The sequence below is a fragment of the Streptomyces lasiicapitis genome, assembly GCF_014646335.1.
Lineage (GTDB): Bacteria > Actinomycetota > Actinomycetes > Streptomycetales > Streptomycetaceae > Streptomyces > Streptomyces lasiicapitis.
Window position 1 is genome coordinate 39781 of record NZ_BMNG01000027.1, and the last position, 23682, is coordinate 63462.

A 23682-nucleotide genomic window follows, 5' to 3' on the forward strand; every position below is an offset into this window, starting at 1 on the left:
CAGCCATGCCGACCGGCCCTGGTGATGAGTTTTCGCGCCCCCATCCGTCACACCTACGACGGGACACCACGAGACGGAAGGATGACGTGATGAGTGCGGAGACGTGGCTGGAGGAGCTGGGCGTGAGCGGTCTTGGCGAGGTCGACGAGCCGGCGTTCGCGGGGCTGGCGGAGCGGCACCGGCGGGAGCTGCATGTGCACTGTTACCGGATGCTCGGGTCGTTCGAGGACGCCGAGGACACCGTGCAGGAGACGTTCCTGCGTGCCTGGCGGCGGCGGGAGACCTTCGAGGGGCGGTCGACGTTCCGGGCCTGGCTGTACCGGATCGCCACCAACGCCTGCCTGGACCTGCTCGCCAGACGCCGCCCGGAGCCCGCGACCGGCGGCGAGGTGCTGTGGCTGCAGCCCTATCCGGACCGGCTGCTCGACGAGCTGCCCGCGGGCGACGCGGACGAGCCGGAGGCCGTCGCCGTCGCGCGGGAGACGATCGAGCTGGCGTACCTGGTCGCGGTCCAGCACCTCGCGCCGCGCCCGCGGGCCGTGCTGATCCTGCGGGACGTGCTCGGCTGGCCTGCGAAGGACGTCGCGCAGCTCCTCGGGGACTCCGTCAACTCCGTGAACAGCGCGCTGCAGCGGGCGCGCGCCGGCATGCGGGAGCATCTGCCCGCCGAGCGGCAGGACTGGACCGGCGGCGAGGAGGACGCCGGGACGCGCGAGCTGGTGCGCCGCTATACCGAAGCCAGCGTGGCCACGGACATCCCTGCGCTCACTGCGATGCTGCGGGACGACGTCCGCTGCTCGATGCCGCCCACGCTGGGGCTGTACGTCGGCCGCGACGCCGTGGTGAACGACTGGGTCGAGAGCGGCTTCGAGGGCATGAAGGGCCTGCGCCCCGTCCTCACCTCCGTCAACCGGCAGCCCGCCGTCGCCTTCTACCTCTGGCAGCAGCGGGAGGGCGCGTACCTGCCGCTGACGATCGACGTCCTGCGCGTCACCGGCGGGGCGATCACCGAGATCATCACGTTCCACGACGACCAGTTCCCGCGGCTCGGGCTGCCGGAACGCCTGCCGGCCGACGGCACGGAGTAGTCCGGTGTGGACGCTCGCGCTGCGCGGTGGCGCGCGTGTCGCAGTGGTCGCGGCGGAATGGCGCGACGCGTTCGGCGTCGTCACCCGCGGACGGGTGCAGTTGGAGCTACGCGACGGCGAGCCCGGGCCGGTCCTCGGACGCGGCGCCGGGTTCTGGCTCCGCGGCACCGGTGTCCGCGCTCTGCGGAACCCGGGCCGTGGCACGGCGAGGGTGCGCGTCGTCACCCCTCAGGGCCAGGACCGTCGCATGCCATTCGACGCACCCGTACGCGAGTTGCCGAGTGAGGGAGGAACGACATGAACAGATCCCCACCCTGACGCGGAGCCTCCGCACCCGGACCGACTGACGATCCCGCAACGGGACAAACGCACGGCGCAAGGGCGTGCGCGAGCGCTCCGGGTACCCCGCTCGCGTTCACCCTGGCCGAGCCCTGGCACGTCCCGGATTCGCGGTGCACACCCGCACTGGGCCGTGACGAAGCAACGGCTGGAGCACGGGTGGATTGGCTGTCTCGCCCCTACCCTGAAGGGCCAGCTACCGGTCCTGCGAAAGCGCCAGAAGTTCCGCGAAGGTGCCGCCTGCGTGGACCAGGTCGTCGTACCGGCCCTGTTCGCTGATGCGGCCCTCGTCCATGACCACGACGTGGTCGGCGACCTTGGTGTTCTCCAGCCGGTGCGTGACCACGATCGTGATGCGGTCGGCCGCGATCCCCTTGATCTGCTCGAAGATTCCGTGCTCGCCTCGCGGGTCCATCTGGGATGTGGGCTCGTCCAGGATCAGCAGGGAAGGACGGCGGTACAGGGCCCTGGAGCAAGCCAGTCGCTGCCATTGGCCACCCGACAGTTCGGCCCCGCCGAACACCTCTCGGGCGAGGAGGGTGTCGAGGCCGCTCGGTAGTTCCTCGATCGCCTCCCGCATCCCGACCGCGTCGACCGCCTCCCACACCGGCTGGTCGTCGAAGCTGCGCGGTTGGCCCAGGGTGACGTTCTCGCGGACCCGCAACGGCCACTGCGCGAAGATCTGTGGAACCAGTCCCGTGTGCTTCCAGACGGTGGCGGGGGCGACTTGGGCGAGGTCTGTTCCGTTCCAGGTCACGCGCCCTTTGTCGGCGAGGTAGATGCCGGTGATCAGACGGGTGAGCGTCGACTTGCCGGAGCCGTTGACTCCGACGATGGCGAGGATCTCCCCGCGGCGCAGGGTCAGCGAGACGCCGTCAACGGCGGGTTTGCCCTTGCCGGGGTACTGGTAGACGACCTCGTCCAAACGGATCTCGTCCACGGGGGCGTGCAGGGCAACGTCACCTCGTTTGGGTGCGCGGGCAGCGGCGTCGTCGAAGAAGGCCTGCATGTCGCTGAGGTAGAGGCTGGTGTGGAACACGGCGGCGCCGTTCATGACGACCCCGGACAGGGCGGCCAGCGTCGTTTGGACGGCGACCACAGCGGTGGCGGCGACGGCGAGTGCGATCCGTCCCGTCACCGCCAGCCAGGCGAGGGCGGCCCAGGTCGCAACGAGGAACAGGCCGCTCACGAGAGAGGAGAGGAGGGCGATGCGGAGGGTCTGTGGTGCGGCGGACAGAGTGCGTTTGTCGCAGCGGTCCGACAGCGAGCGGTACCAGAACAGGAGGTAGTCGGTCATGCCGTTGGCGCGGACCTCGTCCCCGTACTTCGGGGTCGTCGACCACCACCGCATCATGCCGCGCACGTTGCGATCGGCGATGTTCGCGTAGTGGATCTGGTAGTCCACGCGGGCACTGAGCACCGCACCCACACCGGCGGGGAGCACCGCAAGCAGCAACAAGGGCAGCATCAGCGGGCTCAGTACCGACAGCACGCCGCTGGCCGTCACCATGCGGACCAGGGCGGACATGAAGCGCTGGGCATCGGTGACCATCACGTGCGTGCGGATCACCCCCATCTCAGCGGCCTCTTGGCGGTCGGCGAAGCCGTCGACGGCGTACGCCGCAGCCTCGACGCGACAGACAGCTTCCACCAGAGCGGTGTCCGTTTCCGTCGTCAGCCTGGGCGTGATCCGACGTTCGGCGTACGTCGCCAAAGCACCTGCGATGCGGGCGACGGAGCTCGCGCCGGCCACGACGAGGAGCGAGCGCGGGCAGAGCCTGATGCAGCCGATCTGAGACGGAGCCGCCGCTCAGGATCGGGCCCATGGCGCGGGCGGTCGCGGTGAGCAGGACCGCGGCGGCCAGGCCGGTGAGCAACTGGCAGGTCAGGATCAGCAGTACGGCATGGCGATCGATGCGCCACGACATCCTGGCGATACGACGCAAGACCCTGGGGAGCTGAGCACACAGCCTGCCGAAGGAAACCTCACCGAGCGGGTTCACGGAGTACTGCCCCGAGTAGGTGATCTCAGCGGGGGGCGGCAGCGGAGGGGTGGCGGCCTGTCGGTCGTGAGTATCTGCTGAGGTCAACTGATCTCCCCTTGCACGGTCGTTGTGGGCTTGGTGGCGTCAGCCCGGTCAACGACGTGAGCGGCGAGTTCGAACACACGTCTTTCGGACGGGGGTGAATCCGCAAGGTGGAGCGAAAAACAACGAGTGCGTGCCCCACCGACCCTTGAGTCGCGGGGAATACGCGTCGGCCGAGATTGGCCGAATCGCCGAAGCCTGAGACGCGTGCGACGAATGAGGTTGAGAGTCAGATCACTTCACTGGCCACCAGTGACTGTTCAGCCGTCGCGGACCTCTCTCCCGATCCTCGGATGCTCGAACTCCTGGAGGTCCGACGGGAGTCCCACGTGACGGGCCTGGCCTCGGCTCGCATCGAACCCGAGCGTTACGCACGCCGGTGGGGCGCGGCTACGAGGAGGACGGCGCCTCCGAGCGCGAGCGGGGTCGTGCGGTTGGAGTCGGCGCCGGTCGCGGGCAAGGTCGAAGTCGGCGGCGGCGTCCACGTCGGCTCATGTCGACCATGGTCGCCCCCTCGTAGTTGTTCCCCGGGATGCGATAGGTGTGGACGCCCTGGAGGCGCTTGTCGAGGGTGCCGGACGTGTGGCGGTACTCCACGACCAGGCGGTCCTCACCGATGGGGATGTCCAGCGCGCGTACGCCGTCCTGCCCTCCGTAGAGGGAATTCAGTGTGTAGGTGGCGGACTTCTCGACCGTCACCGCCTCCTCGTCCGACAGCCATTTGGAGTGGAGCAGTTCGGGCGCCGTGAGGCCCACCGATACGGTGCCACCTCCCATCGGCGTCTGGCGGCTGTTGGCGCCCTTGGACTCTTCGCAGTCGGCGAGGTCGGTGCCGGGGCAAGGGATCCGTGTCTGGTGCGGATAGCCGAAGTTGTGCCCGAACTCATGGGACAGGAGCGTCTGGTCGGCACCGCCGCCGTCGCTGCCGACCGGAAGCCAGGTGATGCCGCCGCTGTGCGATGCCCCGGGCGGCGCAAAATCAGAGGCCGGGCGCCCTCTGCGCCCGGCCTCCACCGTTCCAGGATCCGCTCCGCCACCGTTCCTGGTGCCGGCTCCGCGGAAAAGTGCCGGGCGTCAGACGGCCGACCTAGCGACGGGCCGACGCGGCGCTGGAGACGAAGCCGCGGGTCACGTGTGTGCCCGCCCCGTCGTCCTCGGCGCGGTAGTTGGACTGGCCGACGCAGTCGCTGTACTCGTAGTTCGCCCTGGACGTGCCCTTCAGGCCGCCGGCGTCGGTGCTCGTCGGCCCTCCGAAGACCGCGTCGGACCTGGGCATTTCCGCGCAGCTGGGAATCCCGGCGTAGTACTCGACGAACCCTCCCTGGGAGCCCCGGAGATTGCCGCTCCCGCTCGGCAGCGTGTACCTGCCCAGATGGGTCTCGGCACCGGTGACCGTGTCCCTCGCCGTGCCGGTCCAGGTGTCGGCCCCGGTCCGCTCGACCTTGATGTCGTAGCGGTGGCCGTAGACCGCGTCGAAGTCGACGGCGCAGGTGACCCCGGGTCCGCCGTCGGCCCCCACATGGCAGTTCGCGTCGTTCGTGGACGCACCCGCGACGAAGGTGGAGAAACGGGCCGAAAGGCGCTCCTTGCCACCACTGTTCGCCCTCGGCTGCAGGCCGGTGTAGCCGACATCCTTGGCGTTGGTGAAGCCGAACTGCTGGGCGAAGTAGATTCCACTCTTGTGGGCCGTCGCCTGATTCACGGTGATGGGGAAGGTGATGTTTGACAGCCCCGATGACGGGGTGTTCGGGATCGACCAGCCGATCGATACGTTTCCGCCGCCGACTGCCGCGGACGCCGAGTGGGGTGTCGCCATCACCAGCCCGGCTACCGCCGCGACCAGGGCGAAGTTCCCGAGGTTTCGCACCGCTCCCATGCTTGTGCCTCTTCTCTGTGGGGGGAGTACTTCTCTGTGGGGGGATCTCTGCGTGCGGGTTTCGTTGGCGTACACCCGCACTGCTCAAAGCGGGAATCACACAGGAGAATTATGGTGAGCTGACTCCCGCACGCGCTGGTGGACCAATATGCCAACTCGGGCGAACAGTTGAACCGGCTTGCTGGGATAGTCGGGGAATAGAAGGCCGCTGTCAACGCCCTTCGAGGAAATTGTGGTCGCGATAAAAGTCCAAGCGCGTATCGCGTTTTTCTCTTGCACTCCCGCACAGATCACGAATTGACAACGCGACGGGACGGACAGCGTCCTCTGCACTCTTTGTAAGTGCCAGCACTCGGGGCGCCTGCGCAGACACTGGGTCGCGCGGGCGCTCCGTCCAACCATGGAGTTTCCACAGCGGCCCGCCCGGAGCGGGAGGTGCCATGGCAGTTCCTTCAGGCTGAGGTCCGTCAACAGAACCTGAACGACAGCGAGTTCGGCCGCGATGCCGTTGATGAGGCCGGCATCGTCGAAGGGTTGCAGGTCGGGCGGGAGCGCCTGCCACGTATAGGTCTCAACCTCCAGGCGGTGTGTCAGCGTTCGTCGGCAGCCTCCACCCCGGGGTTGTCGCGTCCTTGGTCCCGGCTTGCGGCCGTACCTGCCACGCCCGCTATGCAAGTGGTGGCGACGGCCAGTGCCATCCACGCCGTTCTGGCTTCGAGGTAGCGACTGATCTTCGAGTCACGTCCGCCGGACGGTACGGGCCGGCCCGTGTACGGGACGCCGCTTTCACAGGTTCTGCTGCCGGGCGAAGGGACCGTTCAGGGCCGCCCATTGCAGGAGCAGGATGGTCTTGGCGTCGGTGATGCGGCCGTTGCGGGTCATGGCGAGGGCCTCGGTGTAAGGGAGTTCGAGGACCTCGATGTCCTCGCCGTCTTCCTCGAGTCCGCCGCCAGGGCCGGTCCGGTCGGCCGGGGTGTAGGGGGCGGCGAAGAAGTGGAGGCGCTCGGTGACGGAGCCGGGGCTCATGTAGGCGTCAAGGATGTGGGTGAGGGGGCCGAGGGTGACGCCGAGTTCCTCGGCGCTCTCGCGGCGGATCGCGGTGTACGGGTCGTCCGCGTCGAGCAGTCCTGCCGCGGCCTCGATGAGCATGCCGTCGGGGTGGTCGTTCGCGTAGGCGGGGTAGCGGAACTGGCGGGTGAGCAGGACGCGTCCGCGTGCGGTGTCGTAGGGCAGGACGACGGCGCCGTTGCCGCGGTCGTAGGTCTCGCGCTGCTGGGTTTCCCACCGTCCGTCGCGGCGGCGGTAGTCGAAGGTGGTGCGGCGCAGGACGTGCCAGCCCTGGGAGGTGAGTGCGACGTCGCGCACCCGGACGTCGGGGTTGCGGTCGAGGTCGCGTCCGGCCTGGTCGAGGCCGGTGCGTCCGCGATGGTCGGGGGTGTCGATGCCCGGGCGGCCGGTCACGCGGTCTCCTGCGGGGTGCGGCGGGGGATCTCGGCCACGTCGTGGTAGACGGGCAGGCCGCGGCGGCGGGCGGTGGCGACGTCCTGGTCGGCGCCGACGGAGTCGCCGGGCAGGCGCAGCACGGCGTCGCAGTGGGCGAGCAGGCGGTCGGCGGTCGGGTAGAGCACCTGGTCGGCGAGGGGGTCGGTGGGACCCGCGCCGGCCGAGCGCAGGACGGGCAGGGCGATCCACTCCCCGATCACGGGGAGATGGCCGGCCGCGAAGACGGGCCAGGCGGCGGTTTCCAGGCGGGCGAGATTGGCGGCCAGCGCCCGCGGATCGCCGTCGGTGCCGGAGCGGTAGGGGCCCGCGATCAGGATGAGCATGGGTTTGTCGGTCACGACTGTTAAGATACATGCAGAAACGTGCAGCACCAGGAAGGAACGTGAATGCTGGCCGCTGAACGACGTGAGTACCTGCTAGATCTACTCACCCGCACGGGAAAGGTCGTGGCCAAGGACGTCGCCGCCGAGCTGGGGATCTCCGAGGACAGCGTGCGGCGCGATCTGCGTGATCTCGCCGCCGAGGGGCTGTGTCAGCGGGTCTACGGCGGCGCGCTGCCCGTGTCCCCGGCGGTGGTGGACTACGACGCCCGGCAGGCGGTGGCTCCGGACGGCAAGCGGAAGGTTGCCTCGGCAGCCGTCGGGCTGGTGCAGCCGGGAGGCTCGCTGATTCTCGACGGTGGCACCACCGCCCTCGCCGTCGCCCGCGCGCTCCCGAAGGGTCTTGTCTGCACCGTGATCACCCACAGTCCGACGATCGCCGCAGCGCTGCTCGACCATCCGCAGGCGGAGCTCTTCCTGCTCGGGGGCCGCGTCTTCAAGCACTCGGCGGTCACGTGCGGTGCCGCCGCGGTCGAAGCCGCGCAGAACGTCTCCGCCGACCTCTGCCTGCTCGGTGTCACCGGCGTGCACCCCGAGGCCGGACTGACCACGGGGGACGCCGAGGAAGCGGCGATGAAGCGCGCCCTGTCCGCGCGGGCCGCGGACACCTACATCCTTGCCTCGTCCGAGAAGATCGGCACGGCCTCGCAGTTCCGCGTCCTGCCGTGGGAGAAGGTCAGCGGACTGATCACCGATGCCGATCCCGACGACACGGTCGTCGAGGAGCTCAAGGCGCTCGGCGTAACGGTCGTGGTAGCCGGCTGAGTTGTGAGCCGAAGACGGGATCGCGGCAGCGTCGCTGGGCGGAGGTAGGCGTTCCTCGACAGTTGTGGACCCTTTGTCGGCGGAACTGGCGAGTGGCTCCGCCCCGGCCGAGCCGCCGCACCCCCCGTTGCGGCGGCCCGGTCCCGGCTCAGCGCAGCCGAGTTGCGGCGTACGCCTCGATGGCGGCCTGCTGGTACGCGGCCAGACCCGGCGCGATCGACTCGTACACCGCGCGCCAGTGTTCGTTCTCCACGCAGCAACGCCCGATCGCGCGGTACTCCTCGGCGGTGGCTGCCCGGCTCTGGGCCAACGTCCGGTACTGGGCGTCGATCTCGACCTGCACCACGTCGGCGTCGGCGGGCAGGCCGGTGGCCAACAGCTCCCCCAGCCGGACCATCTGCGTCGTGCGCTCGCGCTCGTCGGCCTCGATCTCGGCCTTGCTCAACGCCGCGGTACGCCGCTCGACGGCCCCGACCAGCTCCGGGAAACCGCGCAGGACCTTCATGCACTGGACAGGCCGGATGCCCTCGAACAGGTTCTCCGGCCGGCTGATACTGATCATGTCTGTGCCGTCCTTCCTGGACTGTTCCAGTTCGGTGATCGTGCGGGCGACGATGCAGGCCAGGGCATCCAGCCGGTCGCGCTCGGCGAGCAGCCGACGGTGATGGCCCCGCAGGGCCTCCAGTTCGTCGACCTGCGCGGCCAGGATCCGGCCTATCTCAGGCAGTCCCAGGCCCAGCGCCCGCAGCACGAGAACCTGCTGCAGCCGCAGCAGTTGGCGCTCCTCGTAGTAACGGTGGCCGTTGGCCCCGCTCCAGGCCGGCGGCAGCAGGCCGATGTCGTCGTAGTGCCGTAGTGTCCGGGCGGTCACACCCGACATCCGGGCGACCTCCGCGATCGGCCAGGCCATCGCCGCCTCCCTCACACGCACTTCACCGGGCCGGAATCTCCGGCCCTGCTCAGGACGGTAGAGGCTTCCGCTGCGGCAGCCTCAAGCCCGGCGCTGTCGAAACTTCACGGGTTCGACGGTGTCGAAGAGGCCGCCCAGTCGCTTCGATGTTCGCGCCACGCGGTCCTGAGGGCTTCGAGCTCGGTACGAGGGAAGTGCTCACCCCACTTGCCACGGTATGCGCTCTCGCCATACTCCTTCGCGACCTCGTCGAAGCAACGGATCACGGCTCGGGCAACGACGTCGATGTTCTGCTGGGTGGACCAGATCTCGGTCCCAGTGTTGTCGTGGTCACTGCCGTGGGCCAGCTCCAGTAGGCGGATCCACACGTTGGTGCCTTCCCGGTAGAAGATCCATCGGAAGGCGGTGGGCTCGGCCTCGAACTGTGCTCGACACTCGGTCTCGCCGACGATCAGGCGTGTTACTGCCGTCAAGAGATCTTCGGGGGCAGCGGTGATATAGGAGGCCGTGACTTCGGCTTCTGCCTGGTGGTCGCTGACGACGCAGTCGGCCCAGCCATGTCCGGACAGGACCCAGGAGAGTCGCAGGTGGGCCATCATCGTTCCTCTTCTCCGGTCACGGGTTCCCTGCGCTGATCACCGAAAGCCCTTCGCACACATCCGAGTTTGAGGGATGGCGAGGCTGCTGACCAGCGGATTCTCTGACGCCGGACGCATGCGGGACACCGCCCGGCCTGCCACGGGCCGAAGGTCGCTCTGCAGTCGCGGCGTTGCCATCGGTGGAGGCTGATCGAGATCTCCCGCATCGGATCCGATCGTCGGCGAGCGCGATACGCGCCCGATCCTGTCCGGTGAAATGGATTCTCAGCAAATGCATCCTCCTTGAGAACAGGGATATTGCGCCCAGACGCACACACGTTTCAGCCGGAAGGTGCGGTGCGCCAGACTCGTTTCGGCAGTATCAGCCAGTGATCGGAGAAACATGAGCACTCGTCTCGGCATCAAAGTGGCGACATTGATCGGAGTTGTCGGAATGCTCGGCTCCGTGGGTGTCATGACGGCGGGCCCGGCCTCGGCCTCGGCCCCGGCACACCGGACCTGCCCATCCGGCTACCACTGTGTGTTCAAGGACGTCCTGGGCGACAACCAGCGCCACAACTACTTCAACTCGGACAACGACTTCGGGAACGACCGCTTCACCAACAACGGCGGTGTCGTGGACTTCAACGTGACCGCCGCGAGCAATTCCACCACCGGGGGCTACGAGAGCCACTACTACCTGCTCCCCGGCTACCGGGACTTCCTGTTCTGCGTGAACCCCGGGCACGCCACGCCGAACCACCTCCCGCGAGATCTGAACGACCTGCCCGGCTCGCTTCAGCTCAGGGGAGAGACGTCGATCCGATGCTATTGACCCGTAACGGGCAGGTGGTGCCTGGCAGCCAACGGCTGTCAGGCACCAACCTCGTGCCCGCCTTCCTCTCCGTGCTGGTCATCGCAGCAGGTGCGGCATGCGCCGGCGGGACGCCCCGACCTGATCGCACCACACCTGCCCATCTGCTTCCGCCCATCCATGCCCAGGTGTACGGACCGGCGGCGCAGGCAGCGGACCGGCCCATCTCGGCGGCCAAGGACAAGCTGATCGCCACCTGCATGGCCCGGAAGGGCTTCTCCTACGACACCAAGCGCCCCAAGCAGACCGCAGAGCCGGACCGGCCCACGCCCTTCAGTTTCGAAACACGGAAACGCTCCACCGGCGCGAAGGCGAACCCACCGCTGGAAAAGCCCGGGGCCGTCGGAAAAAACTATGTGCTTGCTCTCCACGGCCGGCAGGACGATCGAATCCTGGTGCAAGGGAGGGGCATGCAGGTGTCCTTGCCCGCGCGCGGCTGCGTGGCTTACGCGGAGACCCGGATACTGGGAGACAAAAGGATCAGGTGGAGCGAGATCCGTATGAAGCTCGGCGAAGCCGAGACGCAGGCTCAGCAGCTTCTCGAATCACTCCCGTCATTCCGGAATCTCAACTCCCGGTGGGCCCGCTGCATGAAAGACGCCGGCCACTCGTTCAGCACGCCGATCCAGTTGCGTGATGCTCTGCCACGGAAAGCCGACATCATCAACGATCCGCGTGTCGTGTCGGATGTCTCGTGCAAACGGAAGACGGGCTATCTGAGATTTGCGTACGAAGGCCTTGCGCAAGCGCAGCGCAAAGTCCTGGGAGACGACGGTCGACTGCTTGCCGAGTGGACTTCTCTTGTCAGGCAGCAGAAGCGGACTGCCCAGCGAGTACTGAGCACCGAAGAGCATCGAGTGAGCAACTGACGGCACCTGCGGCCCGGTCAGGGCGTGGGTGTCCGCCGGCACTCGGTAGGGTCCAGGACCGCCGCTGCCCGAGCAGCCGTCACCCGGGCCACTTGCTGTGCGTCCCCGGGGCCTCGATGTTCATGAAGGAACCCTACGTACGGTGATCAGTTGGTGCCAGGCCCCTGTCGCGCATCACTTCCATGACCGCCCCCGCGACCGCCCGCATCCGGTGCGCGCGGAGGTCCAGGACGGGGGTCGGGTTCGAGACGGCGTGGGATGCCAGCAGGTTCATCAGGGGCCAGAGAGCGTCGGAGCGGCGCGGCACCAGGATCTCGCGGCCGTCGGGGGCGATGACCTTGGCCGTGCCGACGCCCGCGAGGAGGTTGGTGCGGTCCCAGTCGACCACGAAGGACCTGCCGTTCGGGCTGACGCTCAGGACCGCCTCCCTGGTGTGGTGCAGGACCGCCAGATAGTTCATCGGCACCGTCAGCCGCCGGGCGGCGTCGAACGGGGGTGTGCCGTCCGCCGGTTGGGCGCGCAGTACCGTGTCCAGCACCGGACCGTCGTATTGGAAGGTGGTCCTGGCGCGCATCTCCAGGAACCGGGCGCGCACCAGATGCCCACCGCGCCGCGACCACCGTCGGCCGACCGAGCCGACCCCTCCCTCGTCACCCGGGAGTTGAGCCTGCATCAGGCGGGCCTCCTCGCCCGGCTCGGTCACCGGGGCCCGGTCCTCGGGGAAGGCGCGCACCCGGTCGGCCAGCATGCGGAATCGTGCTGCCGTCTCCGTGTCCAGGTGCCGGAGGTCGATCGTGTCCCCCGCCATCTCGATGCCGCCGACCGTGCGCGAGAGCCGCATCTGTGCCAGCAGATGCCTGGTTCGTCGCGTCACGTCGATCAGCCGACCATCGTGGTCGATCAGACGGCAGGTTCTCGTGCCTGCGAGCAGGGCGCTGCCCGGCCAGTGGACGGTGACGTTGCCAAGGCCGTCGGTGAGGACGGCCAGTCGGCCCGCCGTGATCGCCGACAGGCACAGGGCCGGGACCCGCCACTCGTCCGTGATCTCGAACCCGGGGAGCGTCACAGCCCCTTCCGCTTCCTCCGCGGCGTGCACCCGGAGCCTCAGCCTGACCAGCGGCGTGAACTCGGCGGGCGCGTAGTCGCCCACGTACGTCGTGAACGTCGCCTCCCTGTCCGGGTCGTACCGCACCGACGACGCCTCCAGGACGTCCGCCCGCACCAACCGCGCGCCCGCCGGCCCCGGTTCGGACCGTGGCGCCCACATCACGAAGGTGTCGTCCCCGTACGAGCCGCTCCCGTCCCGCACGCGGTTCCCGCCCGTGATCCGAGGGAACTCGGCGCGCGTCGAGCGGAGAGCCAGGACAGGGATCATGACGGTGACGGCCGCGCCGCATGCGGACACCGCCCAGCCCCAGCTCGCGCCGTCATGCCAGGCGGCGCCCCCGAGGACGAGGAAGACCGGGCCCGTCGACAAGCAGAGCGCCGTGAACACGAGATTCTCGACGAACACACCTATGTGGCTGCGCATTGCTCCTCTTCCGCTCTCTATCCCCTTCCGGGGTGCCACAACATGACCGCGCCGACCACTGCCGCCGCCGTCCCGGCCAGCAGGAGGGCGACGACGAAGGCGATGTTCAGCGCTCCCGAACGGCGGTCGGCCGCGAGGTCGGGGGTGTGGACGGCAGGGTCGGCAGGGGCGTAGTGGATGGTCAGGGCGCGGTGGAGGGACCGGCCCGGATCGGGGATGCCCCCGCCGGACAGGACGGTGACGTGGGCGCCCTCGTGGGTGGTGAAGGCGATGACTGGGGCGTGGACGACGATGTCGCGGCCGGACTCGTCGTCGGTGTGGACGTCCCGGGTGACGGCCACCACCCGGGCCGGGACGGCTACGGCCGAGGCCAGCAGGGCGTTGCGGGCGCGCACGATGCGGATGTCGGGGCTCAGCACCGCGGCAGCCGTCAGCAGCGTGCCGAAGCCGAGCAGCGCCCATGGCCAGCCCCAGCGAACGGTCGCGTGGATTACCAGCCCGATGAGGAGCAGCATGACCGCGCAGTCGGGGCCCTCGCGCCCGGTCCGGTCCCCCGGGCCGCCCCGCACGACGGCGAACCGGAGAGGCTGCCCGGGCGGGTAGCACACGTCGATCTCCCGGCCCACCCAGGCCTCCTCGATCGCGTCGCCGTGCTTACCCGCGTTCGACAAGGTGAACTCCTGGCCCGTACCCGGGTCCTGGAACGTGAGCGTCACCGGTATCCCGGGCTTCCTGGAGTCGCCGTGAGCCGGCTGCTGCACTGCCACGATCCGCGCCTTCGCCCACACCGCTCGCTGGGCCCGGGTCACCCCGGCGAGCGAGCGTGCGTAGCCGAGCAGCGCCAGCCCGGCGGGTATCGCCCACCAGAACTCAAGCACCTCGTGACCCCTCACAGGCACATCGACGCCGCGCTGCCGTACGCTTGTGCGTCGTACGGGATGCTGTGGCGTCTGCCGTGTCTGGTGATGACCGACAGTCCGCGAGACCGGCCAGTGCTGAACTCCAGCCGGGCGTCACGGGGCGACGCCGTCCCCGGCGTAGAGGTAGCCGCCCGGCCGCGCGGGGTCGGCGATCAGCAGGACCTGGTCGCCGGTGCGGGGGATGCGCAGTTTGGAGACGACGGTCTGGAGGGTGATCGGGTCGGTCGTCCCGGACGGCTGGAGGACCAGGTCGACGACCGGGTCGAAGTTGACAAGGCGGCCGGTGTCGCCGATCGACACGACGACGGCCGCTACGGTCGGCGCTCCCATGGCGAGCAGTTGCCGGACGTCCTGGCCGGACTGGTACGCGCCGATCGTCTGCTGGACCTTGGCGAAGTCCTCCTTGCCGAGGAACGCGCGCGTGGCACGGCCGTAGAAGCCCTTGCCGTCGGCCACCTGGTCGGCGATCTCGGCGGCCCGCGCCTCGCGGTTCTTGCCCTGCTTTCTGAAGATTCCCATGACCGCTTCTCCTTGTGGTGATGTCACGTGGTGATGTCATGTGCGGTGCGCGGTGTGGACGTTAGGCGGCCCGAACTCCCTACCGATCCCAGGTTCGCCCGCCCGTTCCCGTACGACGTACGCTCGCCGCATGCCGCCGCCGAGCCAGCCGACCGACGCATGCCGATCTCGCGCCCTGGTCATCGACCGTGCCTGGCGTGGCCTCGGGCCGGGCCTTGAGTCGCTGAGCGGGCCCGGCGGGGCGCCGTTGACGCGGACGGTCAAGCTGATCGTGCTGCCGTTGATCGTCAGGCCGTCGCTGTGTCCCGAGCTCGCGGCGGATTTCCTCGAACCGGCGCAGGCCGCGCGCCTCGACGCGCTGGTCCAGGAGTCCGGTGCGCGTCTTCGGGCGACGGCTCAGTGGTTCACGCTGCTCAAGAAGACCCGCCGGGCTCTGGGGATCGTTGCGGGGCACCCCCAGGATCTGTACTTCCAGCGTTGTTTCGAGCTGGCGACCGAGTACGGGGCGCCGTCCGCCGGTGCGGACGCCGTGGCGAGGGGCGTGGTGGAGGACGTGGCGGACGCGGGCGGCGGACGTACCGTCGAAGCGTTGAAGGGTCATCTGGCGGACGGCGCGCGGCGGGCGCGGCTCGACGAGGAACTGGCCGCCGAGTGGGCGGACCGGCATCCTGTGGCCGCCGACGTCGGTGTGGCGGTCGCGCTGACGGGCGAGGTGCTCGAAGCGTGCGGTGCGGCGCGGCCGGTGGGGAACTCGCCGCAGTACACGGCCATGGTCGAGGCGGGGCATGGCGGGCTGTTCGGCCGGGCGTTGTGGGCGCATGCCGACGAGGTCTGGGGCGTCGAGGAACTGCCGGCGCATCTGGGGCTGACCGCGCGCCAGGCGCCGCCGCGTCCGGAGGTGGGGCGCGCCGCCTCCACCGCCCTGGTAAGCGCCTTGCGATCGACTGGATACAACGAGAAGGGTCAGCTGACCCTCCACAGCCACCAGCGACGCTGCCGCCTGGAGCGGTACGGTGCGGGCGTAACCAGGGTGCCCCGGGCAGCCGTTGGACCTGTGTGACAAGAACCAGAGAGCACGCCGAGGACACCCGCCCGCTGGTCTACCAGTGCCGTCTGCCGCTGTCCACGAGCACCGTTAACTACCTCGCTGACCTGCTGCGACGCCACCTGAAGGCGATACGGTCCAGGTGGCGGATCCTGTCGCCCGGACGGATCGCGGTGATCGCCCTGGCCGTACTGCGCCATGACCAGCGCCTGGCCGACATGGCCGGCGGCAACAACGTGTCCGAGTCCACCGTCCGCCGCTGGCGCGACGAGCTGATCGCCCTGCTCGCCGCCCAGGCCCCGCGCCTGGACCGCGCCCTCATGAAGATCGCCAAGCGGGGCGGGAAGGTGGTCCTGATCGACGGCACCCTCATCCCCACCCAGCACCGCACCGGAAAGGCCGACCGGAAAAACTACTCCGGCAAACACCAAAGCCACGGCCTGCACTTCCTGTTCGACTGGTGACCGTCCGGCAGCGAGGCCCTGGTTGGCGGTCTTCTGGCCGGGGGTGCGCTTGTGGGTGCGGGTGGCGGTGTAGCCGGTAATGATCACGGGGTCGCGTACGTCGTTGTCCAGGCCGCGGAAGGCGAGGTCCGCGAGGGCGCCGAGGCCAGCGGCGCGCAGGTGGGCCAGGACGTGGTCGTGGCGGGCGGCGGTGATGTCGTGGGTGCGGCCGGGCCGGGCAGCAGATATCCAGATCAGGCGGCCTTTTCCATCGGTCAAGGCGGTTCCTGTCGGCCAGGCCCTGCTCGGTGAGGGAGTGGGCCAGGTGGCCCGCAGGGCGGGCCGCACCGGTCTCCAGGTCTCCGCTCGTTCGCCCGGGGGCGGAGGCTGACTGGGCTGCTGTTGCGGTGCGTCGGGCGGGGGTCAGGGGGGTGTGAGGGTGTCGAGCCGGGCGGCGAGGTCGGGGTGGGCGGCGGCCAGGTGGGGGCGGGTGGCGGTCAGGGGGGTGATGAGGTCGGTGGGGTCGTCGTGGGCGAGGGCGGCGTTGAGCTCGCTGACAGGGCGACGTGCGGCGGGGGGAAGGTCGGTGAGGGCGGTGATCTGGCCGGCCAGACGGCGCAGGTCGGCCGCGTTGCGGCGGGCCCAGGTGGCGGTGGTGCGGTCGGCGGCCCGGGCTTGGCGGGTGGCCGTCACGCGCTGTTCGCCGGTGGTTCCGGCCGGGCCGGGGCGGCCGCGCAGGTAGCGGCGTTCGGCGGCCTGGCGGCTGGCGACGCCGAGAGGGTGGGCGAGGTCGGCCCAGCTGGCTCCCGCGTCGCGGGCCGTTTCGATCAGGCCGGTCTCCCATCCGGCGAGCTGCTCGCGGACCTGCCGCAGCAGCATCAGGGAGGCCAGGGCCTGCTCCGGGCCCGGCCCGGTATCGGGGGCGTTCGGGGTCTCGTGCTGGGCGGCGCGCAGGGCATCGTCTATGGCATTGAGGGCCGCCGCAGCGGCAAGGAACGACGCCGGGCTGTGGGCGTCGGTGCTGGTCGTGGACGGCTGGCCGGCCGGGGTCACGGGCACCTCCCTCGGGTTGTCATCACGTAGACGACATCATGTTTGTCATCCATTGGATGACATGTTACAACGGTCTCAGTGAAGCGCATTGGCAGCAACTGCCCGAACCTGCTGGAGGTGTTTTCACGATGTTGATGCGCACTGACCCCTTCCGTGAGCTGGACCGGCTGGCACAGCAGCTGATGGGCCCGGGGACGTGGTCGAAGCCGTCGGCGATGCCGATGGACGCCTACCGCGAGGGCGACGAGTACGTGGTGGCATTCGACCTGCCCGGCGTCACCGCCGACGCGATCGACATCGACGTCGAGCGGAACATGCTCACCGTCAAGGCCGAGCGCCGACCGGTGGCGAAGGCTGACGACGTGCAGGCGGAGCTGTCCGAGCGGCCGATGGGTGTGTTCTCCCGCCAGATCGTGCTCGCCGACACCCTCGACACCGAGCGCATCAAGGCCGACTACGACGCGGGCGTGCTCATCCTGCGTATCCCGATCGCCGAGCGGGCCAAGCCCCGCAAGATCTCCATCGGCGTCGCGACCGACCACAAGGAAATCTCCGGCTGACACCGGCCGGACAGGTGCAGAGGACGGGCACCTGATCTCCCCCTCACCCCGTCCCCCGCACCCCGTGGGCAGTCCGCAGAACTAGAAGGGGTGGCGGCCGAGATGGCTCTGCGACGCGAAGCGTTCCTCGACCACGTGAAGGAACGAGGCGAGTACGGCACGGTGGAGGAAGCCGAGCGTGCGGCACGTGTGGTGCTCGCTCTGCTCGGCGCGCATCTGGTCGGCGAGGTCCGTGCCCAGCTCGCGGCACGCCTGCCGGAGGGCTTCGCCCTGATCCTCCTCAACCCGCTGCAGAGCGCCGAACCGCTGCCGCCGGAGCGGTTCGTCCGGGCGACTGCGGCCTGGATCGAGGGCGCCACCGAGCAGACCGCGACCTGGGACGTCAGCGCCGTCCTGTCGACGGTCGCCGACAGCGCGGGCGATGACCTGCTGGGGCAGATCCTGCTCCAGCTCCCCGCCGGCTACGACCTCCTCTTCGGCCGCCCCCAGCCCACCTGACCGATACGGCGGTGCCACACACCGGCACCACCCCACCCCGGCTCGACGAAAGGCATGCACCGCAGTGATCACCGACATGCGCGTACCACTTGAGCACCAGCAGCCGTACTCGACGGCATACGAGCAGATGCTGGAGAAGGTCCGCTACGAAGGCGCCTACCCCACCCGCGAGAAAGCCGACGAAGCCGTCCGCCTGGTCCTTTCGGGCCTGGGACGCCAGCTGACCGGCGACGAACGCGTCGACCTGGCCGCCCGCCTACCCTGGGAGGCCGCACGGGGCCTGACCGCGCAGATCCCCGACACCCGGCAGCTGACCGGGTGGGCCTTCGTCAAGGACCTCGCCGCCCGCACCAACGCCTCCCTGGCCACGACCCGGTGGGACACCGGCTCCGTCTTCGCGGCCGTCGCCGCCCACGCCGGCCCCGACCTTCTCACCCGCATCCTGCACCAGCTCCCCACCGGCTACGCGCTGCTGTTCGGCCGCGCCGAACTCACCCAGGCCGCGTAAACAGTCCGTGCCCTGCCGACGCCAGGGAGGATTGGACGACGGCGCACGGCCCGCGCACCCCGCAGGGAGAGGCCGCCACGGCCCCGGCGTAACAGCCGGGCTGCGGACGGAGCCGGAGCCAAGGTGAAGACGACGTTGCCCGGGACGCCGGAGTGTCCCGGGCAGTACGTGCGGGCGCCAGCTGCGAGGCCACTCGGGTAGTTGCAGGTCTTCGCTGCCTCAGGCCGAGGCCGACGGAGCGGTTGACTCGGCGGCGCGGCGGTATTCGGCGTTGATGCGGCGGGCTTCTTCGAGCTGGTCTTCGAGGATGACGATGCGGCAGGCGGCCTCGATGGGGGTGCCCTGGTCGACGAGCTCACGGGCGCGGGCGGCGATGCGCAGCTGGTAGCGGGAGTAGCGCCGGTGGCCGCCCTCGGAGCGGAGCGGGGTGATCAGGCGGGCTTCGCCGATCGCGCGGAGGAAGCCCTGGGTGGTGCCGAGCATCTCGGCGGCCCGGCCCATGGTGTAGGCGGGGTAGTCGTCATCGTCGAGACGGCCGAAGGTGTCGTCTGCTGTCATTGCACCTCTCTGTGGAACACGCTTGAGGGGCCCTGGTGTCGTACGACACCAGGGCCCCGAAGGAACTACACCATCTGCCAGCCCTGGTACTGCGCCGGCTTTCTGTTTCCGCTGACCCGACGGGAATGCTGTCGGGGGTGCGGGGATCGCGGTTGCTTGACCGGAGACCACCTCACTATCGATGTCCTGCGGTACCCGGGCTCAACACTCCACCCGGGCGATCCTGATGGCGCTCGGCTCCTCCGTTCTTCCTCGGTGATCAACTACGTACTTCCGGTACTGCGAACTGCTCGGTGGCCTGTGACAGCGCCACCCTTCGGCAGCCAGCCCCGTCGCCCGTCTTGCATCTGCTCTGGCTTAGAACCCCACTGCCGAACTTCCCGGTGCGCGCGCCCGCAGCCGACGCCTTCACCGAGGCACTGCTCACTGACTTCACTGCTGGGTACTGCGAACTGCACCTACCGGTACTGCCACTGCGGTACTGCTCACGGCGGCCCCTGATCACTGCGGGCCACCCGGTCCGGTCGCCAGTCCCGTCGCCGCCCTGCCACAACCCTGGCTTCGAAACTCCGCCACCGCACCGTCCTGCCAACTGCAACTGCGGGTACCGCTGCCCGGCAGTTCGTCTCTGCCAGGCCCTGCTGACTTCCTGGGCTACGAGAGAAACATAACCAGGCCACCACCCAATGTCTACTCCAGCCACGATAGATTTTCGCGTGTTCGACAATGAGGTAATCGAACTCGAACAGTGCCGACACAGGGGTTGGCGGACCGCAGGCCGGGCACAAGCACCGCGCGGACAATCGGGCACGAAGGCGCAGAGGCCAGGGTGACCTGATGGACACGAAGAGCGTCACTGTCGTACCTGCGCGATCCGTGACGACCGTCGCCGTCGCACGCGACAGCGCCCGGGACTTCCTCGCGGGTCTTGTAAATCCGATCCCGGCCGAGGCCGCCGACACCGTGGCCTTGGTCGTCTCGGAGCTCGTCACCAACGCCCTGCGCCACGGCGGCGGCGACTGCACCCTGGACCTGACCGCGCACTCGGACAGCATCGAGGTGGCCGTGCACGACCGCAGCCCGCAGGCGCCGCGCATGCGCATCCCTGACCTGGACGGCGGCACCGGAGGCTTCGGCTGGCCCATGGTCAACCGCCTCGCCCACACCACCTCGGTCACCCGCCGGCCGTCCGGCGGCAAGACGGTCAGCGCAATTCTCGCCCGGCAGCACCAAGGCGCCTCGGTGCCGTGGACCGCCCCGACCGAACCTTGAAGGCCCTGCGGTCACCCCTCACCTGACGGTCGGATCGCTTCGCAGAAAGGGCCCTTTGCCGGAGCATGATCGAGAAGGGCCGCAGAACCCTCGCCAATCCCGGATCGGTTCTCAGGACCCGTTCTCGCCCAAAAGCGGGTTGGGTGTGGCTCGTCTCCAGTGAGCCTCTTTCGGGCTCGGTCGTTGCTGATCGCGGTGGTTTGCCGGATCGTCGTGTCCAGGGCTCGGGTTTGTGGGGGCGTCGATGGTCTCGTGGCTGGAGGAGTTGGAGAGGCGGGAGGCCCGCGCGAGAGCGGATCTTTGAACTGCGGGGGCAGACCGAGGAGTTGGCGGAGCAGCTGACCGAGAAGGAAGACGTGGTCTCCCGGTTGGAGATCACCCGGGAAACGATGGAACACGCACGCCTCTATCCCCGCCCCGACCAGGCCAGTTACTGCCTGACAGCCTGAACGACCTCACACAACGAGACTTGGGGAGGGAGCCTGGCCTGGTATGTCAGCTCAACATCTGGGTGAGTTCGCTGCGGGCCGATGTGTGGACGAGCCGACCGCGTGCCCCGTTCACGATCGGCATGTACGGCGGTACGTGTCCGCATTCCACATCGGCGATGATCGGCACGTTCAACGAGCCGAGCGCGTCCAGCACAGCCTCATGCTGGGACAGTGAAGAGGCGCCCGGAGCCGAGGTGCGTCCGACGAGCACCGCATTTGCCTCGTCGAAGAAGCCGGCCAGCCGCAAACCATACAGGTTCCTGCAGATGGTGAAGGCATCGTCGCCAGCTGCCTCCACATACACCAGCAGCCCGTCCGCGGCCTCGGCCCGCGCGAAGGCAGACGTATCGAGGTAGCCCGTCCCCGTCAGATTGCACAGCGTCTCGATGCACCCCCCGATCAGCCGCCCCTCGACCTCCACGTCACCGTTTCCGTCCAACCTGGTCCATTGACCAGGGGTATCGAGTCAGTGATCGCGTACCTCGGGCACAGCGGCGTAGTCGTCCCAGCCCGTGGACCTGTGGTGGCTGGACGAGCTCTGCGTGAACCGGTGCCCCTGCGGTGCCTCGACGATGTCGAGCCACGACAGCAGCCGCTCAAGAACCCGGTAGGGCGTGTCCATGAGGTTGGTGCCGTGGAGGGTCGCCGCCCCGGTGAGGAGGGTGAGCGGGGTGATGATGGTCGACAGGTCGGAGAACCCGACGAGCCAGGTCGGCTCGGCGGCGCGCAGTCGTTCCCAGTCGAACAGCGGCAGCAGGTCGATCGCCGTCTCCCCGCCCCACGGAGGCACCACTGCCCTGATGCCGGGATCCGTCAGCATCGCCACCAACTCGTCGGCGCGCTCGACTGCAGGAGCACTGACGTGTCCCGAGCCGTCCATGCACTGGCCAAGAACCACCTCAAATCCCCGCGCCTCCACATCACGGATGGCCACGTGGAGCCGCTCAAGGTGCTTCTCGCCGACTCCGCTCGAGGGAGAGGTGATGCCGACGCGGTCACCGGGACGCAAGGGGCGCGGGTATCGAACTGCCATGCGCCGGATTCTGGCACGGTGCGCCACCAATCGGACTACGAGTTTGGCTCGCCTCCCCGCTTAACGATCTCACTCCGGAAGAGCCACACCCAAGCGGGTTGGGCCCCTTCTGAGACTTGCATGGTGGGAAGATCCGGGCCCATGACGGGCCCTCAGCGGCCCTCCCCGGCCGACCGGTCGGACGCGGACGACGTCGAACAGCACGCCTGGTGCGTGGCGAAGTGACTGCGTGGAAGAGCGCGGGCACGGGAGCTCGAACCGCTCGTGTACGAGCTTGCCGACCAAGCGCATCCAGAGCACACCCAGGAGGCACCTGGATGCTGCTGCTGTGGCGAAGTGCTTAAGGAGATCCGGGCTCGATACCCGGCACCGTGACGCGCGGAGGACGCAGTCCCTGAGCATGTCCGTCCAGGCCCACGGCTGTCCGCGCCGAGGGAACTGCAACCACACACGTCGAAGGGCCCCACCGCAAGCGGTGGGGCCCTTCGACATCGTGCCCGGTGAGGCACTGGCGGAGGATACGAGATTCGAACTCGTGAGGGGTTGCCCCCAACACGCTTTCCAAATGTTCGTCCGGCGGTTCGGTGATGCTCGGGGGCGTTCTGACCTGTGGTGGAGCGGGACGCTGGGTGCGTGGCGGACTGCGTTGGACGGCGATGAATGCAACCAGAACTGCAACCATGGGGCAGCAGGTTCCTGCTGGTCAGATCCATCTGACGATCAAGACCGTGAGCAGGCCCAAGGACGCGAAGGGCTTCGTGATCCTGCCGAGACGTTGGGTGGTTGAGAGGTCGCTGGCGTGGCTGTTGCACGCGCGTCGGAACGTCCGCGACTGCGAGACCCGACCCGAGCACTCCGAGGCGATGCTCAGCTTCGCCGCGATCACGCTCATGACGCACCGCCTCACCCGACGCCCCGTCCACCCGAGCGCGGCCAAGCCTCGCGTCACAGAGGCCGTCGCAACGGCCTGAGAATCACAAAGACCCGCTCGCGAACTTCCGAGATGGGTTCTGCAGATATCCGAGGGCTCTTCAGGCCCGGCCGGATGCCTCGGTCACGCCGAGGCGGAAGCTCAGCTCACGCCGTTCAGCGACGGCCACCAGTCAGCGACGGGTCGGTCCTCCGTTACGAGGATGTCGGTGTGGGCGGCGTCATGTGTGATGGAGATCTTCCTGTACAGCAGGCGGCCGTCGGTGTCGCGGTGGAAGACGTAGTACTCGCTCTTGCCGTCGATGCCCTGCCGACCGGGCACCGGCACGATGGTGACCAGGTAGTCGATGCCGTTCAGCGCCTTCCACCAGCCGTCGATGGGGCGGTCCTCGGTCACGAGCACATCGGCGTGGGCGGCGTCATGCCCGACCGAGATCTTTCGGTACAACAGCTGAGCCTCAGAGGTGTAGTGGAAGACCCAGCTCTCGCTCTTGCCGTCGAAGCCCTGCCGACCGGGCACCGACAGGATCTCGGCTAGGTGGCCGATGGCTTTCAGCGACGGCCACCAGTCCACGACGGGGCGGTCCTTGACCACGATGCGATCGCCATGTGCCGGGTCATGCTCGATTGAGATGGTCCGGTACATCAGCCGGCCCTGAGCGTCGCGGTGGAACAGGTAGCTCTCGCTCTTGCCGTCGATGTTCTGTCGGCCGGGCACCGGTGTGATCGTGACCGGCTGGACAACGGACTCGAATGCCGCCCACCTGATCGCGACAGGGGTGTCCGCCCTCAGGAGGGTGTCCGTGTGCTTCGCGTCGTGCGTGATGGCGATCTTCCGGTCCACCAGTTTCTGACTCTCGGGGTCGAGGCGGATCACCCAGCCCTCGCTCTTGCCATCGACACCCTCCTGATCGGGCGACATGATGATGTGAAGCCTGTTGGTAGGTTCCCCGTGCCGCAGCTGTCGACTCATTGCCTCCCGACGGGCCTTCGCCTGCGCGGGCGTGTCCCTCGACACCGCCATGCGTGTCCTCCTCCAGCTCACGGCAACC

The 23682-nt window shown here is 68.8% G+C and carries 22 protein-coding genes and 5 pseudogenes; 11 read left to right on the forward strand and 16 right to left on the reverse strand.

Annotation, left to right across the window (positions count from 1 at the left end; translation table 11 throughout):
• Positions 1–89 precede the first annotated feature (89 nt).
• Complete coding sequence (locus IEY91_RS39580) at positions 90–1088, forward strand: RNA polymerase subunit sigma-70 (protein ID WP_189177638.1); 999 nt, start codon at positions 90–92, stop codon at positions 1086–1088.
• 535 nt (positions 1089–1623) lie between these two features.
• Here IEY91_RS39580 and IEY91_RS39585 read toward each other — a convergent pair.
• From IEY91_RS39585 to IEY91_RS39605, 6 genes and pseudogenes are all read right to left on the reverse strand, one after another.
• Positions 1624–3517 (reverse strand): annotated as a pseudogene (locus IEY91_RS39585) (ATP-binding cassette domain-containing protein).
• A gap of 387 nt (positions 3518–3904) precedes the next feature.
• Positions 3905–4528, reverse strand: a complete 624-nt coding sequence (locus IEY91_RS39590; RefSeq protein WP_189177639.1) for a hypothetical protein — start codon at positions 4526–4528, stop codon at positions 3905–3907.
• Positions 4529–4601: 73 nt separating this feature from the next.
• On the reverse strand, positions 4602–5390 hold the full coding sequence (locus IEY91_RS39595) for a hypothetical protein (protein ID WP_189177640.1): 789 nt from the start codon (positions 5388–5390) through the stop codon (positions 4602–4604).
• 441 nt (positions 5391–5831) lie between these two features.
• Positions 5832–5984 (reverse strand): annotated as a pseudogene (locus tag IEY91_RS42195) (metabolite traffic protein EboE); the annotation flags it as partial.
• Positions 5985–6176: 192 nt separating this feature from the next.
• Positions 6177–6851 (reverse strand): NUDIX domain-containing protein, encoded by a 675-nt coding sequence (locus tag IEY91_RS39600; protein ID WP_189177641.1) that lies wholly within the window; start codon positions 6849–6851, stop codon positions 6177–6179.
• Positions 6848–7231 (reverse strand): DUF4406 domain-containing protein, encoded by a 384-nt coding sequence (locus tag IEY91_RS39605; protein ID WP_189177642.1) that lies wholly within the window; start codon positions 7229–7231, stop codon positions 6848–6850. The genes IEY91_RS39600 and IEY91_RS39605 overlap by 4 nt, the downstream gene beginning before the upstream one ends.
• A gap of 48 nt (positions 7232–7279) precedes the next feature.
• Between IEY91_RS39605 and IEY91_RS39610 the strand changes: the two genes are divergently transcribed.
• Complete coding sequence (locus IEY91_RS39610; protein ID WP_164327274.1) at positions 7280–8038, forward strand: DeoR/GlpR family DNA-binding transcription regulator; 759 nt, start codon at positions 7280–7282, stop codon at positions 8036–8038.
• A gap of 148 nt (positions 8039–8186) precedes the next feature.
• Here IEY91_RS39610 and IEY91_RS39615 read toward each other — a convergent pair whose 3' ends face one another.
• A complete protein-coding gene (locus tag IEY91_RS39615; RefSeq protein ID WP_189177643.1) occupies positions 8187–8948 on the reverse strand; it encodes a MerR family transcriptional regulator in 762 nt (253 codons plus the stop codon).
• 104 nt (positions 8949–9052) lie between these two features.
• Entirely contained in the window at positions 9053–9547 is a 495-nt protein-coding gene (locus IEY91_RS39620) for a hypothetical protein (RefSeq protein ID WP_189177644.1), read from the reverse strand.
• 382 nt (positions 9548–9929) lie between these two features.
• Between IEY91_RS39620 and IEY91_RS39625 the strand changes: the two genes are divergently transcribed.
• On the forward strand, positions 9930–10361 hold the full coding sequence (locus IEY91_RS39625; protein WP_189177645.1) for a hypothetical protein: 432 nt from the start codon (positions 9930–9932) through the stop codon (positions 10359–10361).
• Positions 10352–11269 (forward strand): hypothetical protein, encoded by a 918-nt coding sequence (locus IEY91_RS39630; protein ID WP_189177646.1) that lies wholly within the window; start codon positions 10352–10354, stop codon positions 11267–11269. Before IEY91_RS39625 ends, IEY91_RS39630 begins: the two co-directional genes overlap by 10 nt.
• A gap of 133 nt (positions 11270–11402) precedes the next feature.
• Here the strand turns inward: IEY91_RS39630 and IEY91_RS39635 are convergent, their stop codons facing one another.
• The 3 genes from IEY91_RS39635 to IEY91_RS39645 form a co-directional block, all read right to left on the reverse strand.
• Positions 11403–12800 carry a hypothetical protein gene (locus IEY91_RS39635; protein WP_189177647.1) on the reverse strand — a complete coding sequence of 466 codons (1398 nt, stop codon included), beginning with the start codon at positions 12798–12800 and terminating at the stop codon, positions 11403–11405.
• A 17-nt stretch (positions 12801–12817) separates the two neighbouring features.
• A complete protein-coding gene (locus IEY91_RS39640; protein ID WP_229697682.1) occupies positions 12818–13678 on the reverse strand; it encodes a DUF3592 domain-containing protein in 861 nt (286 codons plus the stop codon).
• Positions 13679–13813: 135 nt separating this feature from the next.
• Positions 13814–14239: a hypothetical protein gene (locus tag IEY91_RS39645; RefSeq protein WP_189177649.1), complete on the reverse strand. Its 426-nt coding sequence runs from the start codon at positions 14237–14239 to the stop codon at positions 13814–13816.
• A gap of 130 nt (positions 14240–14369) precedes the next feature.
• On the opposite strand from IEY91_RS39645, the gene IEY91_RS39650 reads away from it, so the two are divergent.
• Positions 14370–15299: a hypothetical protein gene (locus IEY91_RS39650; RefSeq protein WP_229697683.1), complete on the forward strand. Its 930-nt coding sequence runs from the start codon at positions 14370–14372 to the stop codon at positions 15297–15299.
• The gene (locus IEY91_RS39655) at positions 15296–15748 is read left to right on the forward strand and encodes a hypothetical protein (protein WP_189177681.1); all 453 of its coding nucleotides are present in this window, start codon (positions 15296–15298) and stop codon (positions 15746–15748) included. The genes IEY91_RS39650 and IEY91_RS39655 overlap by 4 nt, the downstream gene beginning before the upstream one ends.
• A 33-nt stretch (positions 15749–15781) precedes the next feature.
• Here IEY91_RS39655 and IEY91_RS39660 read toward each other — a convergent pair.
• Positions 15782–16075 (reverse strand): annotated as a pseudogene (locus tag IEY91_RS39660) (transposase family protein); the annotation flags it as partial.
• A gap of 75 nt (positions 16076–16150) precedes the next feature.
• Positions 16151–16780: a type III effector protein gene (locus tag IEY91_RS39665; protein ID WP_189177650.1), complete on the reverse strand. Its 630-nt coding sequence runs from the start codon at positions 16778–16780 to the stop codon at positions 16151–16153.
• A 128-nt stretch (positions 16781–16908) separates the two neighbouring features.
• On the opposite strand from IEY91_RS39665, the gene IEY91_RS39670 reads away from it, so the two are divergent.
• The 3 genes from IEY91_RS39670 (at position 16909) to IEY91_RS39680 (ending at position 18346) form a co-directional block, all read left to right on the forward strand.
• Entirely contained in the window at positions 16909–17340 is a 432-nt protein-coding gene (locus IEY91_RS39670; protein WP_189177651.1) for an Hsp20/alpha crystallin family protein, read from the forward strand.
• 102 nt (positions 17341–17442) lie between these two features.
• Complete coding sequence (locus IEY91_RS39675) at positions 17443–17838, forward strand: DUF2267 domain-containing protein (protein ID WP_189177652.1); 396 nt, start codon at positions 17443–17445, stop codon at positions 17836–17838.
• A gap of 64 nt (positions 17839–17902) precedes the next feature.
• On the forward strand, positions 17903–18346 hold the full coding sequence (locus tag IEY91_RS39680; protein ID WP_189177653.1) for a DUF2267 domain-containing protein: 444 nt from the start codon (positions 17903–17905) through the stop codon (positions 18344–18346).
• A 219-nt stretch (positions 18347–18565) separates the two neighbouring features.
• Here IEY91_RS39680 and IEY91_RS39685 read toward each other — a convergent pair whose 3' ends face one another.
• Positions 18566–18904, reverse strand: a complete 339-nt coding sequence (locus IEY91_RS39685) for a MerR family transcriptional regulator (protein ID WP_189177654.1) — start codon at positions 18902–18904, stop codon at positions 18566–18568.
• Between the two features lie 837 nt (positions 18905–19741).
• On the opposite strand from IEY91_RS39685, the gene IEY91_RS39690 reads away from it, so the two are divergent.
• A complete protein-coding gene (locus IEY91_RS39690; protein ID WP_189177655.1) occupies positions 19742–20176 on the forward strand; it encodes an ATP-binding protein in 435 nt (144 codons plus the stop codon).
• Between the two features lie 495 nt (positions 20177–20671).
• Here IEY91_RS39690 and IEY91_RS39695 read toward each other — a convergent pair.
• Positions 20672–21700 (reverse strand): annotated as a pseudogene (locus tag IEY91_RS39695) (S66 family peptidase).
• A 707-nt stretch (positions 21701–22407) separates the two neighbouring features.
• On the opposite strand from IEY91_RS39695, the pseudogene IEY91_RS39700 reads away from it, so the two are divergent.
• Positions 22408–22650, forward strand: a pseudogene (locus IEY91_RS39700) (transposase); the annotation flags it as partial.
• 122 nt (positions 22651–22772) lie between these two features.
• On the opposite strand, the gene IEY91_RS39705 reads toward IEY91_RS39700, so the two are convergent.
• Entirely contained in the window at positions 22773–23654 is an 882-nt protein-coding gene (locus IEY91_RS39705; RefSeq protein WP_189177657.1) for a hypothetical protein, read from the reverse strand.
• Positions 23655–23682 lie beyond the last annotated feature (28 nt).